Annotated in this window: 15 protein-coding genes and 5 tRNA genes; 5 read left to right on the top strand and 15 right to left on the bottom strand. The window is 60.5% G+C overall.

Features of this window, described 5'->3' with window-relative positions; genetic code table 11:
* Positions 1–24: 24 nt before the first annotated feature.
* The 9 genes from WIR04_RS09790 to WIR04_RS09750 all read right to left on the bottom strand — a co-directional run bounded on the left by WIR04_RS09790 (position 25) and on the right by WIR04_RS09750 (position 4,706).
* Positions 25–101, bottom strand: a tRNA-Met gene (locus WIR04_RS09790).
* A gap of 110 nt (positions 102–211) precedes the next feature.
* Positions 212–288, bottom strand: a tRNA-Met gene (locus WIR04_RS09785).
* A gap of 110 nt (positions 289–398) precedes the next feature.
* Positions 399–475, bottom strand: a tRNA-Met gene (locus tag WIR04_RS09780).
* A 110-nt stretch (positions 476–585) separates the two neighbouring features.
* A tRNA-Met gene (locus WIR04_RS09775) sits at positions 586–662 on the bottom strand.
* Between the two features lie 93 nt (positions 663–755).
* A tRNA-Met gene (locus WIR04_RS09770) sits at positions 756–832 on the bottom strand.
* A 268-nt stretch (positions 833–1,100) separates the two neighbouring features.
* Positions 1,101–1,820 carry a hypothetical protein gene (locus tag WIR04_RS09765; RefSeq protein ID WP_163137907.1) on the bottom strand — a complete coding sequence of 240 codons (720 nt, stop codon included), beginning with the start codon at positions 1,818–1,820 and terminating at the stop codon, positions 1,101–1,103.
* 102 nt (positions 1,821–1,922) lie between these two features.
* Positions 1,923–3,557, bottom strand: coding sequence for an ATP-dependent endonuclease (locus WIR04_RS09760; protein WP_307764668.1), 1,635 nt, complete (start codon positions 3,555–3,557; stop codon positions 1,923–1,925).
* A 76-nt stretch (positions 3,558–3,633) separates the two neighbouring features.
* Positions 3,634–3,756 (bottom strand): hypothetical protein, encoded by a 123-nt coding sequence (locus tag WIR04_RS09755; RefSeq protein WP_262110571.1) that lies wholly within the window; start codon positions 3,754–3,756, stop codon positions 3,634–3,636.
* Between the two features lie 62 nt (positions 3,757–3,818).
* A complete protein-coding gene (locus WIR04_RS09750; RefSeq protein WP_202045831.1) occupies positions 3,819–4,706 on the bottom strand; it encodes a helix-turn-helix domain-containing protein in 888 nt (295 codons plus the stop codon).
* A gap of 157 nt (positions 4,707–4,863) precedes the next feature.
* Between WIR04_RS09750 and WIR04_RS09745 the strand changes: the two genes are divergently transcribed.
* The gene (locus WIR04_RS09745; RefSeq protein ID WP_338892248.1) at positions 4,864–5,781 is read left to right on the top strand and encodes a DMT family transporter; all 918 of its coding nucleotides are present in this window, start codon (positions 4,864–4,866) and stop codon (positions 5,779–5,781) included.
* 52 nt (positions 5,782–5,833) lie between these two features.
* Positions 5,834–6,769: a LysR family transcriptional regulator gene (locus WIR04_RS09740; RefSeq protein ID WP_338892246.1), complete on the top strand. Its 936-nt coding sequence runs from the start codon at positions 5,834–5,836 to the stop codon at positions 6,767–6,769.
* Positions 6,770–6,776: 7 nt separating this feature from the next.
* Here the strand turns inward: WIR04_RS09740 and WIR04_RS09735 are convergent, their stop codons facing one another.
* Both WIR04_RS09735 and WIR04_RS09730 read right to left on the bottom strand, forming a co-directional pair.
* Positions 6,777–7,556: a TSUP family transporter gene (locus WIR04_RS09735; RefSeq protein WP_307764672.1), complete on the bottom strand. Its 780-nt coding sequence runs from the start codon at positions 7,554–7,556 to the stop codon at positions 6,777–6,779.
* A gap of 299 nt (positions 7,557–7,855) precedes the next feature.
* The gene (locus WIR04_RS09730; protein WP_338892244.1) at positions 7,856–8,632 is read right to left on the bottom strand and encodes a tRNA-uridine aminocarboxypropyltransferase; all 777 of its coding nucleotides are present in this window, start codon (positions 8,630–8,632) and stop codon (positions 7,856–7,858) included.
* A 183-nt stretch (positions 8,633–8,815) separates the two neighbouring features.
* On the opposite strand from WIR04_RS09730, the gene WIR04_RS09725 reads away from it, so the two are divergent.
* Entirely contained in the window at positions 8,816–9,244 is a 429-nt protein-coding gene (locus WIR04_RS09725; protein WP_025327092.1) for a VOC family protein, read from the top strand.
* Between the two features lie 275 nt (positions 9,245–9,519).
* On the opposite strand, the gene WIR04_RS09720 is transcribed toward WIR04_RS09725, so the two are convergent.
* Together WIR04_RS09720 and WIR04_RS09715 are read right to left on the bottom strand one after the other, a co-directional pair.
* Positions 9,520–10,506, bottom strand: coding sequence for a D-alanine--D-alanine ligase (locus WIR04_RS09720; protein ID WP_025327093.1), 987 nt, complete (start codon positions 10,504–10,506; stop codon positions 9,520–9,522).
* A 212-nt stretch (positions 10,507–10,718) separates the two neighbouring features.
* Positions 10,719–11,327: a 2OG-Fe(II) oxygenase gene (locus WIR04_RS09715; protein ID WP_213345061.1), complete on the bottom strand. Its 609-nt coding sequence runs from the start codon at positions 11,325–11,327 to the stop codon at positions 10,719–10,721.
* Between the two features lie 210 nt (positions 11,328–11,537).
* Here WIR04_RS09715 and WIR04_RS09710 point away from each other — a divergent pair, with 210 nt between their 5' ends.
* Positions 11,538–12,014: a glutathione peroxidase gene (locus tag WIR04_RS09710; protein ID WP_338892240.1), complete on the top strand. Its 477-nt coding sequence runs from the start codon at positions 11,538–11,540 to the stop codon at positions 12,012–12,014.
* A gap of 277 nt (positions 12,015–12,291) precedes the next feature.
* Positions 12,292–13,686, top strand: a complete 1,395-nt coding sequence (locus tag WIR04_RS09705) for a DEAD/DEAH box helicase (RefSeq protein ID WP_338892238.1) — start codon at positions 12,292–12,294, stop codon at positions 13,684–13,686.
* 225 nt (positions 13,687–13,911) lie between these two features.
* Here WIR04_RS09705 and WIR04_RS09700 read toward each other — a convergent pair whose 3' ends face one another.
* Positions 13,912–14,568, bottom strand: coding sequence for an HNH endonuclease (locus tag WIR04_RS09700; RefSeq protein WP_338892236.1), 657 nt, complete (start codon positions 14,566–14,568; stop codon positions 13,912–13,914).
* A complete protein-coding gene (locus tag WIR04_RS09695) occupies positions 14,568–15,809 on the bottom strand; it encodes an AAA family ATPase (RefSeq protein WP_338892234.1) in 1,242 nt (413 codons plus the stop codon). The genes WIR04_RS09700 and WIR04_RS09695 overlap by 1 nt, the downstream gene beginning before the upstream one ends.
* Positions 15,810–15,831: the final 22 nt, after the last annotated feature.

Below are 15,831 nucleotides of genomic sequence, written 5' to 3'. Positions count from 1 at the left end.
GACCGCGCCATGAGGACAAATAGTTGGTTGCGGGGGCCAGATTTGAACTGACGACCTTCGGGTTATGAGCCCGACGAGCTACCGAGCTGCTCCACCCCGCGTCCGAATTGTGTGTCCGTTGCCGAACCTTTCCCGCAAGCTGCCGAGCAGTAGCATCTTGCGTCTTCGCCTCATCGCTGCGATGCAAGACCGCGCCATGAGAAAAAACAGTTGGTTGCGGGGGCCAGATTTGAACTGACGACCTTCGGGTTATGAGCCCGACGAGCTACCGAGCTGCTCCACCCCGCGTCCGAATTGTGTGTCCGTTGCCGGACCTTTCCCGCAAGCTGCCGAGCAGTAGCATCTTGCGTCTTCGCCTCATCGCTGCGATGCAAGACCGCGCCATGAGGACAAATAGTTGGTTGCGGGGGCCAGATTTGAACTGACGACCTTCGGGTTATGAGCCCGACGAGCTACCGAGCTGCTCCACCCCGCGTCCGAATTGTGTGTCCGTTGCCGGACCTTTCCCGCAAGCTGCCGAGCAGTAGCATCTTGCGTCTTCGCCTCATCACTGCGATGCAAAACCGCGCCATGAGCACAAATAGTTGGTTGCGGGGGCCAGATTTGAACTGACGACCTTCGGGTTATGAGCCCGACGAGCTACCGAGCTGCTCCACCCCGCGTCCGTATTTTTTCCGAAGTGGCCGAGCAGTAGCCAGTTCGAATCGTCTTCATCAGCTGTCACCCAATGGGTGTTGTCGATGTCGACACTCAGATGGTTGCGGGGGCCGGATTTGAACCGACGACCTTCGGGTTATGAGCCCGACGAGCTACCGAGCTGCTCCACCCCGCGTCTGAGGTGGCCAATAATAGGCTCCAACGCTGAGATTGCAAGTAATTATCCTAAAAAAAGTTTACCAGGGGATTAAACCATCAGATGCTGTGTTCTTTTGCAACAAACCGTAGTTTTTTCAATCAGCTAGGCGCTCCCCTTGCCGCTCAGGCCCTCGCCAGCCTGGTTGCGCTGTCGGATCCGGCGTGCCATTCCCCCCTCTCTATGTATGAAAAAGCCCGCGCCTGTCACAGGCGCGGGCTTACTCCCTGGCTTGCCCTGGGGCGGCTCAGGCCAGCTGGTGCAGCACGCTGGTCGCCGCTATCTGGGCGATGATGAGACCGCACAGGGTCACGGACAGCACCACGGGGGCCGTCTCCTGCTGCCGGTAGATTGGGCTGAACCAGAGCAGCAGGGCGGCGATGAGCAAGCCCGCCTGGGTCAGCACCCCGGGGATCAGGGCATCTAGCCCGGCGCCATTGTCCTGCCCACTCACCAGCACCGCCAGCCAGATCAGGCTCAGCATGGCGGCCAGCAGCCCCGCCAGCGGCAGCAGCAGGTTGAAGGCCTGCAGACGGTGGCGGGCACGCAGCAGCATCAAATGTGCGAAGGCCGAGCCCAGCAGCACCATCTGCAGTGCCCCGTTCAGCCAACCCTGGATCTGCAGCAGGCCCAGGCCATAGAGGGCGAGCGGCATGGCAGGCAGCCACAGCAGGCTGGCGGGAATGGCGCGCTTGCCCTCGAGGCGGGACTGGGCCAGGGACAGCACTATCCCCAGGATAAGGGCGGCGCCCCCGCACCAAATCAGCCAGCCGGTCACCCCGGCTTCTATCCCCAGCATCAGGGAGAGGCCGGTGATCACCCAGATGGAGAAAAGCTGGTTGGTGATCCGCGAGCGCTGGCCCGGGCAGAGATCCCCGCGCCACAGGACGATTCCGAGCGCGATCAGGGCCCCCAGGGCCATCAGACCGGTCAGGGAAAAGAGCCAAAAAGGAAGTTGGACGAACATAGGGTCTCCGGCAGCAAACAGAGGACAGGGCCAAGGGGCCCCGGCAACAAAAACGAGGGGCGAGTATACCCAAACCCGCCCCCATCCCCAACGCCTGCGAGACTAGCTCTGGCCTCGGGCCAGGGCGACCACCCGCGCGAACATCTGCTTGAGCATGGGGGGAATGTGTTCGCTGCCAAGGCGCTCCGCCTCCTCCACCACGGCCAGGGCCAGGCCGGGCTTGCTGCGGTGATGGATGGCCTTGGAGATGATGCGCCCGGCGTTGAGGGTGGAGCGCCCCCCTACCCCGGCCTCGCGCCGAAACACCGCCTCGAATCCGTTGTGGTAGAGGTAGTGCTCTATGTCCGCAGCCGGCAACTGGGTGATCCTGTCCCGCTCCCGCTCCCCCTTGAGCAGGGAGCGAGCAGAACTCGCGTACTTGGCGCCCGCCTCGTCGCCGTCGGTGAGCAGGTGCCACTCTATGCCAAAGTCGCGGGCCACCTTGATGAGGGGGGCCTGGCCACACTGGGCGAACTCTATGATGCGCACCCCTTCCGCCCGCAGGCTGTAGCCGCAGATCTGGGCGAGCTCGGAGAGCAGCCAGATCTCGGTCTCCCCCTCCACCAACAACCAGCAGCGGGCAAACATAGACATGGGCCTGTTGATCCGCACGTGGAAGGCAATTTTGCGCAAGTCGTCGCTGCTGTAGCGCTCCCCCCCCAGCTGATGGCAGAGGATGTCATGCTGGCGGCGCACCAGGCGGCGCACCTGGTTGAGTGGCAGGGAAGAGAGCAGATCCCCCGAGTTGGTGGTGAGCAGCTTCTGGCCGGGCAACTGCTCGAGCAGGCCCCAGGCCAGCGCCAGCATGGTGGGGTGCAGGCGGCTCTCGGGATCTTCCAGCATCAAAATGGGCCTGGCCCCCTCCTCCAGCTCCCGGTTGCCGCGGGCATGGAGCAGCATGGCGGCCATGCCTGCCATGGCCAGTTGCAGGGCCCGGTTGTCGGCGCTGCGCAGCAGCACCTGCAAGTTGCCGGGGTTGCGCAGGGTCATGGGGCGATTGACTATTTCCCGCTGGCTACGGGGCTTGTGCTTGATGGGGGCCAGGGCACTGAAGTAGTGCTCCATCAACTGCTGCACCGCCTGCAGCGCCTCTTTGAGCTCGGGCTCGCCGATGCGCTGGGGCTCGTCGGTCAGCTTGCCGGCGAGCTCCCCGAGCCGCTGCTCGGAGAGATCGTCCCAGGGCAGCCGCTCTATGCCGTCGCGGGCGGTACGGGCATCCCGCAGCCGGAACACGGGGTTCATGGTGATGAGCAGGCGCACCAGCTCCTCGTTGTTGTCGATGGCCAGGCTCTTGCCGATGCCGTCGAGAAAGTCATGGGTGCTCTGCACGCTGCCATCGTCCAGCAGTTCGGCACTGGCGCGATAGTGAATACGGTGGAACTTGTCCCTGTGGGGGATCCAGGCCGCGCCAAGGCGCGCCAATCGGCGGGAGTGCTGGCACATCTGGGGGCGGTACTCGCTGAAGGTGAGTACCAGTTGCAGGGTGCGCGATGGGCTCAGCTCGGGGTCTTCGGGCTGATGGAAATCATCGCGACTGAATTGATAGGGTTCGGCATCCCCCAGCAGGCACCAGAGGGCACGCAGCAGGCTGGACTTGCCCCAGGCATTCTCACCGATGAGAACAGTGGTGTGATCCAGCCCGAGCGAGAGCCGATTTATCCCGCGAAAACCTTTGACTTCAATGCGTTCCAGAAACATGCGGCCATATCCAGTACATCCTGATGGCGCAATAGTGGCAAAGTTGCCGGGAAAATCCTATCGGGTCTTGGGGTTTTCAGCGGGAACTGTGAGGCACTACGGGTTCGGGAGGGGTGGGCAGGCAGGCGCGGTCCTGAGGGGCATTCCAGTGGCTGAACCAGAGGTGGCGGGTGCGGGTCTGACGTTTGCGATGATTCAATGGGCATTCCTTTTTATGGGTAAGTGGTAGAGGGTACACCTCTTTTGCCCAGAGTCTCAGCGTTATCTGTGACAGGAGAATGACAATTGGGCGCGCCACTGTCCCGGGCTCAGGCCGAAGGCCTCTCGAAAGCGATTGCCAAAATGGGCCTGGGAGGAGAAACCGCACTGGGCGGCGATGCTGGCCAGGGGATCGCTTCCCGCCAGCAACTGCTTGGCCCGCTGAAGCCTGAGCCCCTGCAGGTAGCGATGGGGCGGGCAACCCAGGCTCTGGCCGAACATGCGGGCGAAGTGATATTCGCTCAGGCCCGCCTCCCGGGCGAGTTCGCTCAAGGTGACGGGCTCGGCCAGGTGGGCCAGCAGATACTCCTGCACCCGCCGGATCACCGCGGGGGCCAGGCCGCCCCGCACCTCGGGGAGCCCCGGCGCCTCACGGGTATGGTGACGATAGGCATGGAGCATCAGCATCCAGGCGCCGTGGGAGAGCGCCATGCGATCGACCCCGTGCTGCCAGTCCAGCTTCATCAGCTGTACCTGCACCAGGGCTGCGGCCTGGGGATCCTCGATGAAGGTCTTGTCCTGCAACACCAGATGGCGCCCCTCCTTGTCGCACACCTGTTCGGCGATGCGGCAGAGGTGCTCAGGGGTGAAGTAGAGGTGGAAGAAACGAAACTCCTCGCGCACCAGCCATTCGGATCTGTGGTGATCCGGCATGATGCACACCTTGCCGGTGCCACCGTGGCCGCCGGGACCGTCGAGGCGCTCGGTCTGCTCGCCCCCCTGCAGATAGACGCTGATGGTGTGGTGACCCGGCTTGTGGTAGCGGGTCTGATCGTAGCGGTTGCGCCAGCTGGCCACCCCGAGCCCGGGCTCCAGCCAGCAGGAGTCCTCCAGCCGCGCCCCCGTGCTGACCAGGGCATCGAACACCCCCGCCTGTCGTCTCTGCTGCACCTGTCTGCCTCATCCTTGTTCCCGTGCCGACATCTTATCGCGGCGGCTCGCCGAGCGCTGCTGCCGGCCACAAAAAACCGCAAGATGGTGCAAGCCAGGGGGGGCCATCAGGCCCATGCTGATCCCCATGTCACTCCCCTTTTCATCGGATCCGTTTATGAACCTCCTGCTGTATGTTTCCACCGTCCTCATCTGGGGCAGCACCTGGATCGCCATCGCCTGGCAGCTCGGCCCCATTCCCATCGAGGTCTCTGTGCTCTACCGCTTCGCCCTGGCGGCGCTGGCGCTCTTTGCCCTGCTCACGTTAAGCGGCAAGTTCCCGCGCCTGCCCTGGGCGGGTCAGCGTTATGCGGCCCTGCTCGGCGCCCTGCTCTTCTCCACCAACTTTCTCTGCTTCTACCACGCCACCCTCTATATACCGAGCGGCCTGTCGGCGGTGATCTTCGCCAGCGCCAGCATCTTCAACGGCCTCAACCTCTGGCTGTTCGAGGGCAAGCGCCCGGGCCTTCGCTGGTTGCAGGGGTCGCTGCTGGGGCTCATGGGCACACTGCTGCTGTTCTGGCCCGTGCTGGCGGATGCGCAACTGGGTGCAAACGGCTGGAAGGGCTTGCTGTTTGCCTGCGGCGGCACCCTCTGTTTCTCCCTCGGGAACCTTGTCTCGGCTCGCGGCCAGCGCCAGGGCTATCAGGTGTTGCAGATGGTGCCCTGGGGCATGGTGTACGGGGTGGCGCTGCTGCTGGGCTGGGTCATGGTGCTGGGTCAGTCCCTGACCCTGCCGACCGAGCCCCGCTACCTGGCGGCCATGGTCTATCTGGCCATCTTCGGCTCCGTCATCGCCTTCACCGCCTACCTCACCCTGGTGGGGCGCATCGGCGCCAGCAAGGCGGCCTATGCCACAGTGCTGTTTCCCCTGGTGGCGCTGAGCCTCTCCACCCTCTATGAGGGCTTCGTCTGGCAGACGGTCTCCATCGTCGGTGTGGTGGTGAGCCTGGTCGGCAACCTGGTGATCTTCGCCCCGCCCGTCAAGAGGTGGCGCTGGCCGCTGTCACGGGCGACAGACGGGACTTGCCCCTGATGCCAGCAGCCCCTAAGGTAACCCCTCCCAACAGAGGTTGAACGGAGGAAGCATGTTACTGGAAGGGCTGGAGACACTCTGCCTGCTGGCGAGCGAGGGCACCATGGCCAAGGTCGCGAGCCGCCTCTATATCAGCCAGTCGGCGGTGAGCAAGCGCATCACCCAGCTGGAGCAGCGCCTTGGCAAGCGGCTCATCGAGCCGGATGGCCGCCAGACTCGCCTCACCCCCCAGGCCCGGGAGCTGCTCGCCCGGGTGGCCCCGAGCCTGGCGGAGATGAAGGGGGTGCTGGCGGACAGCCAGACCCTCACCGACCAGACCCCCCTGCCCGTCGCCTGCTCCGAGACCCTGCTGGCGGGCTACCTCGCCCGCTTCATGCACGACTACCTTGGCCGGGATCCCCACCTGGCCCTCTCCACTCACCACACCCCGGTGATCCTGACGCGGGTGCGCGGTGGCGATGCCCTGCTCGGCATCTGCGCCGGTCGCCTGCCCCCCGGCCACGGCCTCTGTGCCGAGCTACTGCTGGAGGAGCCCTTCTATCTGGTGGGGGACGATCAGGAGGTGGCGGCGCAGCCGGATCACAGGGTTGCCTCGCCAGACAGGGCGAATGGCAAGCCATTGACACAAAAAGATCTGGAGGAGAGAAGCCCGGTGCAGGAGACGCTGTGCAAGATCCTGACCATGGATCTGGATAACCCCTCCAATCGCTATCTGCGGGATCCCCTGGCCGCGCTCGGGCTGGTGCCGGCCATGGAGCTCGACTCCTACCTGGCGCTGATCGAGCTGGCCAAGGCGGGCATAGGCCCGGTGCTGCTGCCGGCCGGTCTGCTGGCCCTGGTGGGGGATCAGGGGAAACGGGCGCGCGCCCTGCCTGGGCTGGCGCGCCCGCTGCACCTGGTCTATCGGCCGAGCAGCCTCAAGCGGGCGCGGATCCAGCGCCTGGTCGAGGCGATCCGGGCCCACTTCGCCCGGGTGAGCCAAGGCTAGAAATGACTCAGACGAGCCAGCTGAACAGCTCGGGGTACTGACTCCACACCAGCTTGGCGGACATCAGCAGGGAGACGGTCACCAGCAGCGGCTTGATGAGCTTCACCCCCTTCTTCAGCACCAGTTTGGAACCGAAACGGGCCCCGATGAACTGGCCCAGCGCCATGCAGAAGCCCACGCTCCACACCACCTTGCCGCCGAGGGCAAAGAACAGCAGGGAGGCGATGTTGGAGGTGAAGTTGAGCAGCTTGGTGTGGGCAGTGGCTCTGGCCATGCCAAAGCCTGCCAGGGCCACGAAGCCGATGGCGAAGAAGGAGCCGGTGCCGGGGCCGAAGAAGCCGTCATAGAAACCGACCCCGCCCCCCACCAGCAGAGCGAACAGCATGGGGGTGAGACGGCGCTGGCTCTCCGCATCGCTCACCCTGGGGGAGAAATAGAAGTAGCAGGCGAACGCCATCAGCAGGAAGGGCAGGAGGCGCTCCAGGATGGCGGCGTCTATGGTCTGCACCGCCAGGGTGCCGATGGCCGCCCCGATGAAGGTGCAGATGACCGCCGGCCAGATGATGGCCCACTCCAAGAGCCCCTTGCGGGCATAGAACCAGGTGGCGGAGAAGGAGCCGAAACTGCTCTGCAGCTTGTTGGTGCCGAGCACCAAGGCGGGCGGCATGCCGGTGGCAAGCAGGGCCGGCACCGTCAGCAGGCCGCCGCCCCCGGCGATGGCGTCGATAAAGCCGGCGATGAGGGCGACCCCGAACAGGGCAACCAGGGTGAGCAGTTCCAGTTCCATCCATAAACCTCGTGTGATGCGGCACCCGCGGCAACCCCAGGTGTCCTGTTTGAGCACAATGCAGGTCGCTATCCTAACGGGGGCGGGCTCATGAGGCTAACGAAACAATGGCAGCCAACTGATTCCTGATTTTCATCAGTCTACCCCAGTGGCTCAGGCGGCGTCCGATCCCTGTAGGAGAGGGTCAGCCAGTCGAGCGCCCTCCCCCTTGATCGCCTCCAGGGCCTGCAACAGCGGCGTCTCGTCCTCGCCGGGAGCCCAGCTGACCCGGCCCGCCATATAGCGGCTGCTGAACAGGGTTAAGCCAGCGCTGCCTCGCCCCGCTCAGCGGCAGACTCGGCAACCTCCCCCTTGATCGCATCAAGGGCCTGCAACAGCGGCGTCTCGTCCTCGCCGGGCGCCCGACTCACTCTGCCTGCCATATAGCGGCTGCTGAACAGATTGAACCAATGTTGCAACGCCTGGCCTGCCTGCAGCTCACCGGCTACTTCCAGCACGCAGGCCGCCACCTCGGCGGTGCACAGGTGCTCATCGCAGTGGGCGACCCGCATGCCATAGGTGGAGAGAGCGTCCGGCCGCACCGACAGCACGGGGAAGCCATCCAGATAGGGGCTCATGTTGAACATCTTGCGCGCTTCGGGCCAGGTGCCGTCCAGCAGGATGAAGAGCGGCTTCTTGCCAGGGGCCAGGGCAACCCGCTCGGTCACCCGGGCCGGGTTCTTCTCGCAGGCGGGGAACACCACATAGGGCTGCCAGGCGGGATCCGCCAGCAGGGCCAGCAGCTCGGGATGGGGCTGGGTGCGCTTCCAGAGAAAGGCCCAGGTGGTCTGGGGCAAGACGTCGGCGATGAGACGGCCGGTGTTGGACGGCTTCATGGGTTCGCTGTCATACATCAAGAGGCAGAAGCCCGCCTCGGCCTTGAGCTCGGGGCGCCACTCGCAGGCACACCAGGCATGACGCAACTGGCAGGCCTCGCAGCGGGGCACGCTGCCACCACGGGCGAGAAAGGGACGAGTAGAGATGCTCTTGCGCCAGATGCGCAGGCGGTTGACGGCATGATCGGGGATGGGCTTCATGGGGCGCGGCTCGGCGACAGGGTCTGCGGGAAAAAGGGGGCAGATTGTAGCGAGCGGGTCTGCCGGGGGCAAGGTGCGCGGCATCTGCCCAGCCAGACGCCCAGGCCCAACGCGCCGCTCTATACTTGGTCCTCATCCCATCATCCCACGCACGGGAAGGCCGATGGGACACAGGAGGAGAAGATGGCAGAACCAGACATGGCCAGGGAGCACGCCCTGGCCGAAGGATCCACCTTTACCTGGCACGAGCTCTATGTGCCCGACGGCGAGGCAGGGATCCGCTTCTACGCCGAGGTGCTCGGCTGGGAGAGTCAGCTCATGGAGATGGAGGGGGGCAACTACCCCATGCTGGTGGTCAACGGCCGACCGGTGGCCGGAGTGCAGTCCACCCGGGGCAACCCCCAGATGGCTGGCGTGCCGCCCCACTGGGCGACCTACATAGCGGTGGATGACGTCGATGCCAGGCTGGCCAGGGTGACCCAGCATGGCGGCAGCCTGGTGGTGCCCGCCATGGACATCCCCACCGTCGGGCGCATGGCGCTCATCGCCGATCCGCAAGGGGCACACATCTGGCTGTTCACTCCCTTCCCCGGGGATTGCCAGCAACCCTGAGGGTCATGACGACAGCGCGACATTGGCGCTCATTGCCAATCCGCAAGGGGCGCACATCTGGCTGTTCACTCTATTCCCCGGGGATTGCCAGCAACCCTGAGGGCCATGACGGCAGCGCTACATTGGCGCTCATTGCCGATCCGCAAGGGACACACATCTGGCTGTTCACCCCTTTTCCCGGGGATTGCCAGCAACCCTGAGGACCATGACGACACCGCAACAACGACAGAGGGGCCCTTGGGCCCCTCGCTTGTTGATATACCTTGTCGGCACCCTCAGGCGGGGCGCAGATTCTGCTCGAGGAAGGCAGCGAAGCTGTGACCGTGATGCTCCAGCAGTTTCGGGAACATGGAGATGGAGGTCATGCCCGGGAAGGTGTTGATCTCGTTCAGCAGTATCTCCCCATCCTCGGTCAGGAAGAAGTCGATGCGCGACAGATGGGTCAACTTCAGCTGACGGAAGGCCTTGAGGGAGTAGGCGTGAATAGCGTCAGACTGGGCCTGGGTCAAACCTTCTGCCTTGAGCGCCGTCTCGGTGTGGCTGGCGCTGCTGTACTTCTCCTCATAGGTGTAGAACTTGTCCTGGGGCACGCAGATCTCCCCGGGATAGGTGGCCACCAGCTCGTCGCCGTACTGGTAAACCGCCACTTCCAGCTCGCGGGGCTTGACCGCCTTCTCGATCAGCACCTGCTCGGAGTAACCGAAGGCGTCCTTGATCCCCTGCAGCAGTTCCGCTTCGTTGCTGGCGGAGTAGCAGCCCACGGATGACCCTTGCGAGGCCGCCTTGATAAACACCTTGCCCCACTTGGCCAGCGCGGCTCTCGCCTCGGCGAGCGCCTCGTCATTCTGCTCGGTCAGGAACAGATAGGGGGTATTGGGGATGCCGATGGCGGAGAGCCACAGCTTGGTGCTGATCTTGTTGAAGCAGATCTTGCTCGCCTCGGCATCGCACCCCAGATAGGGCAGGCCCGCCAGCTCGAGGAAGGATTGCAGATCGCCGGTCTCACCCGGATAGCCGTGGATGCAGGGCACCACGTAGTCCACCGGACGGGCCACGCTGTCAAAGGAGAGCAGCTTGTCCAGCCCCAGCTTGCACTCGCGGCCGTCGGCACTGAGCCAGCGGTCGGCGAACATCTCGACCCGGGTCACTTCGACCCCAGGCAGGAGACCGAGCTGTTGTTCGAGGAAATTGGCACTGCGCAAAGAGACTTCGTGCTCGGCGCCACCGCCGCCGCACAGCAGCAAGACATGCATGTTCTTCATTAGATGTGATCCCTTGGGAGAAGCGGCTTCGTCATGGCCGGGGAAAATCCGGCTGCGCGACCTGCGCACCAAACAACGGGCGAAGCCAGATACGAACATAGGTGCGGCCAGTGTAGCAAGGGAGAGGAAGCCTTGTCAGCCGACGGGACCGCCATCCACCCATCCTGGCCCGTAAAAAGAGGCGCCTGTGTCAAAAACGGGACGAAACGGACTCAGCGAGGGGGATCGACCCGCCCGGCGCCATTGCCATTGACCCGAAACCAGCCGGCGATGCTGTAGCGCTCCTCGCTCGCGGGCAGCACCTCGTGGGGAAATTCCTCCGACAGGAAGAGCACCAGCCGCCCTCCCTTGGGGGAGACATCCATCAGAAACTGCTCGTCGTTGTCATAGACCCGCAACACGCCGCCTGCCTGGGGCTGCCAGCCGTTGTTCAAGTAGAACACCGAGGTGAGGCGGCGGTTGGAGCGCCCGGCAAAGGCGTCGCGGTGAGTCGCATAGAAGTCGCCGCTGCGGTAGCGGGCGAAGTGGGCCTCATAGTCGAACAGCCCCAGCATCAGGTTACGATTGGCCGCCAGACGCAGGGACTCCATGCGGGCCAGATAGTCGGCCACGGGGGCGCCCAGGGAGGGATCCAGCCAGTGGATCTGATCACGGCGGATCGCCGGATTGCCCTGATGCAACCCCTCCCGCCCTATCCCCGCCGGTTGCCACTCCCCCGGCAGGCAGGCCCGCAAGGCATCCACCTCGGAGGCGGTTAAGAAATCATCCACAATCACCCATCCCCGGGTGTAAATGGCATCCATGACGGCTTGATAGTCCAAGATTGACTCGCAGCGAGTGGAGAGAGTGCGCTTTGTAGCGACTTCCCCCCCCTTGGCACAAACCGGATTGCTTATCTTGAGAAGTCCCGCCATCAATAAGGGCCCGGCCCCGGGCGCCGATTTCCCCTTGCCCCGCCGCCCCGGGCCCGCTAACGTGAAAACAAGGCCCGAATCGGGTCTCCCTCTGCATCCATGACTCAGGAGAGCGCCATGCCCTTGCCCACCATTCCCCTGCAACGACTCGATGGCAGCGAGTTTCCCGGTGACGCCCTGCAAGGGAAGGTCCTGCTGGTGGTCAACGTGGCCAGCCGCTGCGGCTTCACCCCCCAATACACCGGGCTGGAGGCGCTTCATCGCCAGTTTGGCCCGGCGGGGCTGGTGATCCTCGGCTTCCCCTGCGATCAGTTCGGCCACCAGGAGCCCGGGGATGCCGAGGAGATAGCCCGCTTCTGCTCGCTGGATTACCCGGTGAGCTTCCCCCTGATGGCCAAGTGCGAGGTCAACGGCGAGCAGGCCCACCCCTTCTATCGCTGGCTCAAGCAGCAAAAGCCCGGGCTGCTCGGGAGCGAGGCCATCAAGTGGAACTTCACCAAGTTCCTGCTCGATCGGGAAGGCCGGGTGGTGGATCGCTTCGCCCCCCAGACCAAACCCGAGGATCTGGCGGGGGCCATCCAGGGGCTGCTGTGAGCCGGGCCCCCCGGGCGACGGACGGCCATGGCCCCTCTCCCATCGGACTCGGCGCGCCCCCTTTGTGTCCCGGGTCCTCATTCGTGACGCCGTTACTGCGTGCCTGCGTCACTTCTGCTATATTACGCGCCCATTATCTTTTTCGTGTCGTAGCGCCCGCGGGACGGGCCTGAAGGGATCAGGCCCTGCCCTGACCCGCTACCCACCTTCTTCCATGTCGTGACGGGCCCAGGCTGTCGTCACCCGTTGAGCCCAAGGCTCGGAGTTTCTCTCGAACATGTCATTCAATGAACTGGGTCTGTCACCGCACATACTGCGGGCCGTCAAGGAGCTGGGTTACGAACAACCCACCCCCATCCAGCAGCAAGCCATCCCGGCCATTCTGGCCGGTCAGGACGTGCTGGGCGGCGCCCAGACAGGCACAGGCAAGACCGCCGGTTTCACCCTGCCCATGTTGCACCGTCTGCTGGCCAACCACGGCCGTGGCGGCCGCCGTCAGGTCCGCGCCCTGGTGCTGACCCCGACCCGGGAGCTCGCCGCCCAGGTGGGCGAGAGCATCATCAAGTACGCCCATCATCTGCCGTTCCGCACCCTGATCGCCTATGGCGGCGTCAGCATCAAGCCGAACCTGGACGCCATCAAGCTCGGGGTCGACATCCTGGTCGCCACCCCGGGCCGCCTGCTGGATCTGCTGACCCAGGGGGCACTCACCCTGAGCGCCCTGGAAGTGCTGGTGCTGGATGAAGCGGACAGAATGCTCGACATGGGCTTCATCACCGACATTCGCCGCATCATGAAGGCGCTGCCAGACGAGCGTCAGACCCTGCTCTTCTCCGCCACCTTCTCGAATGACATCAAGGCGCTGGCAGATGATCTGCTCAATGACCCCACCCTGATCGAGGTGGATCCCAGCAATACCGCCGCCGATCAGGTGACCCAGCGCGTCATCCAGGTCGACCGGGAACGCCGCCGCGAGATGCTCTCCCACATGATCGGCCGTGGCAACTGGCAGCGGGTGCTGGTGTTCGTGCGTACCAAACAGATCGCCGACCGCCTCGCCCAGCAGATGCAAAAAGATGGCCTCAATACCGTCGCCATTCACGGCGACAAGAGCCAGGGTGCCCGCAACCGGGCGCTGGCCGACTTTCGCGAGGGCAAGGTGCGGGTGCTGGTCGCCACCGACATCGCCGCTCGTGGCCTCGACATCGATCAGCTGCCCCACGTGATCAACTTCGAGCTGCCCCAGATGGCGGAGGATTACATCCACCGCATCGGCCGCACCGGCCGTGCCGGCCGTGGCGGCGAGGCCATCTCCCTGGTGAGCCAGGACGAACTGGGCCAGCTCAAGGAGATCGAGGCCCTGATCGGCCAATCCCTGACAGTGGAGATCCTGGAAGGGTACGAGCCGAGCGGCAAGCCGAGCCGCCAGACCCTGCCAGGCAGCAAGCCGGTGCAAAACCCGCCCCGTGCCCGCGGCCATGCCAACGCCAAGAGCAACAATGCCAAAGGCAAGCCGGCCGCGGCCAAGGGCAAGGCCAAAGGGGACGGCCCCAAGAAGCCGGCTCCGGCCCGCAAGCGCGAGGTCGTGGGGGAAGACATCGGCTTCACCCCCATGCGCCGCCTGCCCAAGGCCCAGCGCGACGACTATCAGGACACTTCATCGGAAGAGTAAAACCGGTCCGAAGAATAAGACCCAAGGCTGCCCGGTTATATTGCCGTTGCTTATCCTTAAAAATAAAAAATCGCCTCAGGGCGATTCTTTATTTTCCAAGCAATGTGTCATCACATGTAGGGTGCCAATAAGCAAAGCGCATTGCACCGCTTGTGGTTTTAATTAGTGGTGTAATTCACTTGGTTCATTACACCCTACGGCTATGGCACTCTTATATACTTTCATTTAATCCATTAATTCTTGTAATAAAGGGCCCAATTCTGAATCCTCTATAATGCACCACCTGATAAAAGCAGAGTATGGTGCTGATCTATTGATAAGTACCTTCATTCTTTCAACTGCTTGATATTTATCTGCAACTGTTGATACGGGTGAATAGTAAACATTTATTTGATCTAGCAAAAAATTATATTGTTTATATATTTTTACGCGTAAAAATGAACATGATACTTTTTTATTAACTGTGTGTTCACTATTAAATATTTTATCTAAAATCTCTTCAGTCTCTATAGAACGTACATTATTGTTTATAGCCTTTACATCAATTTTGGCATGAGGAGTCCTAGGTGGCAAATGCTTTATTGCCCGAAAAACATCCTGATGAGGATCACAACAGTCAACTAGATTGTTATATCTATCACCTTTAATGTTATTACAACGGCTACAGACGAAATATAAATTATTCCAGTCGAATTTTTTCTCTATATCTCCCATATGAGGATCAAAATGCTCGACATTGATATCGTGTGGCTCTTTAGTTTCACATAAATAGCATTTATTAAAAAATATTTCTTCAAGTGCAGTGTAAACGTCTTTTTCATCATATTTTCGTCTGTTTTGCAACGATGCAGGGGCATCTACTGGTCTATTTACATTAAACATCAAGCCCCCTTGTTTTTAGATTTATTTATCACTAATCGGGCCGATTTCAAAAAATAAGCCGACTCTTCATCCAGTTTATCTTCGTATTGGCTAACACTTTTTACTAAGTGCTCAAGTTCAATAACATCAGGCTCATCGGATATAGCCAACTCATTTATTTTCAATATTTTATTTTTAAGGATCTCTGAGGTGGGCAGTACATTAAACAATCCTTCCAATATTGATTCATAAGAATACATAGAAAGATCATCAACTTGTTCAAGAGTGGACAAATCGTATATCACTGCATCATCGACAGAAGACACAACGAAGGGTGAGTGTGTCGTTACGATAAACTGTACTTTGGGAAACGCATTTTTCAAAAATGAGAAAATTTTACGCTGCAATGACACATGTAAGTGTGCATCTATCTCATCAATGAAAACCACTCCATCAATTTCATTCGGTGAAATAGATCTAAGCTCAACTTTTGTTAATAAATCAGCATAAACTGACAATATAGATGAAAAACCAGATGATAGCTGCTGAAAACGATATGGTTCTTTATTATCTTGTTGTATAAAAAAGGCCTGTAGTTTCGAGTCAAAATGTAATCTGAGAGAATTATTTTCAAATAACTCTTTTAAATCTATTTCCAATTTATCAAACCAGGCCTTGATTTTATTGGCCTCGTCAGGATCATTATCTATAGAGGCCGATTCAGCATAAGCCTGTGAGGTTTTATGACTTACCAAGTATTGTTCAAACAATATAGCCGTAGAGCTACCCCTCCCGGAGTTAGCCTCTTGTTGTTTCAAGCTATCTTTGCTAATTGCTGACTGTGATGCTTGTATATTGGCTTGACGTGTAGCCTCAAATTTAGTGAGAATTGCCTTTTGCTCACTATAACGAATAACAAACCCTTCAAGTCCTGAAAGAATAAAAGGACTGTTATTCAGCCGCTCCAATCTTCTTTTGAATTCGGTGTATGTATATAAATAACCATCATAACTTGAATTAGATCTGCTTGTTGTGTTTAAAAGACCATCATAATGATTGATAGTACTAATCAACTCTTCTTTGTCATCATTTCGCTTTTCAACAATACTATTTACAAGGTCTTCGTATAAAAAATTTAATAATTGAGTTTTCCCACAACCATTTCCACCAGTCAGAATTAAATTCCTACCTCGCAAATCGATATCAATCTCTCTCGTTGAGTATGGGATTTTTGTTTTTATTCTTTGTATATAACCAGCCATATAGCGTCCCATGTAAGTAATG

The organism is Aeromonas rivipollensis, from assembly GCF_037811135.1.
Lineage (GTDB): Bacteria > Pseudomonadota > Gammaproteobacteria > Enterobacterales > Aeromonadaceae > Aeromonas > Aeromonas rivipollensis.
This window is presented reverse-complemented; position numbering and strand designations above follow the sequence as displayed.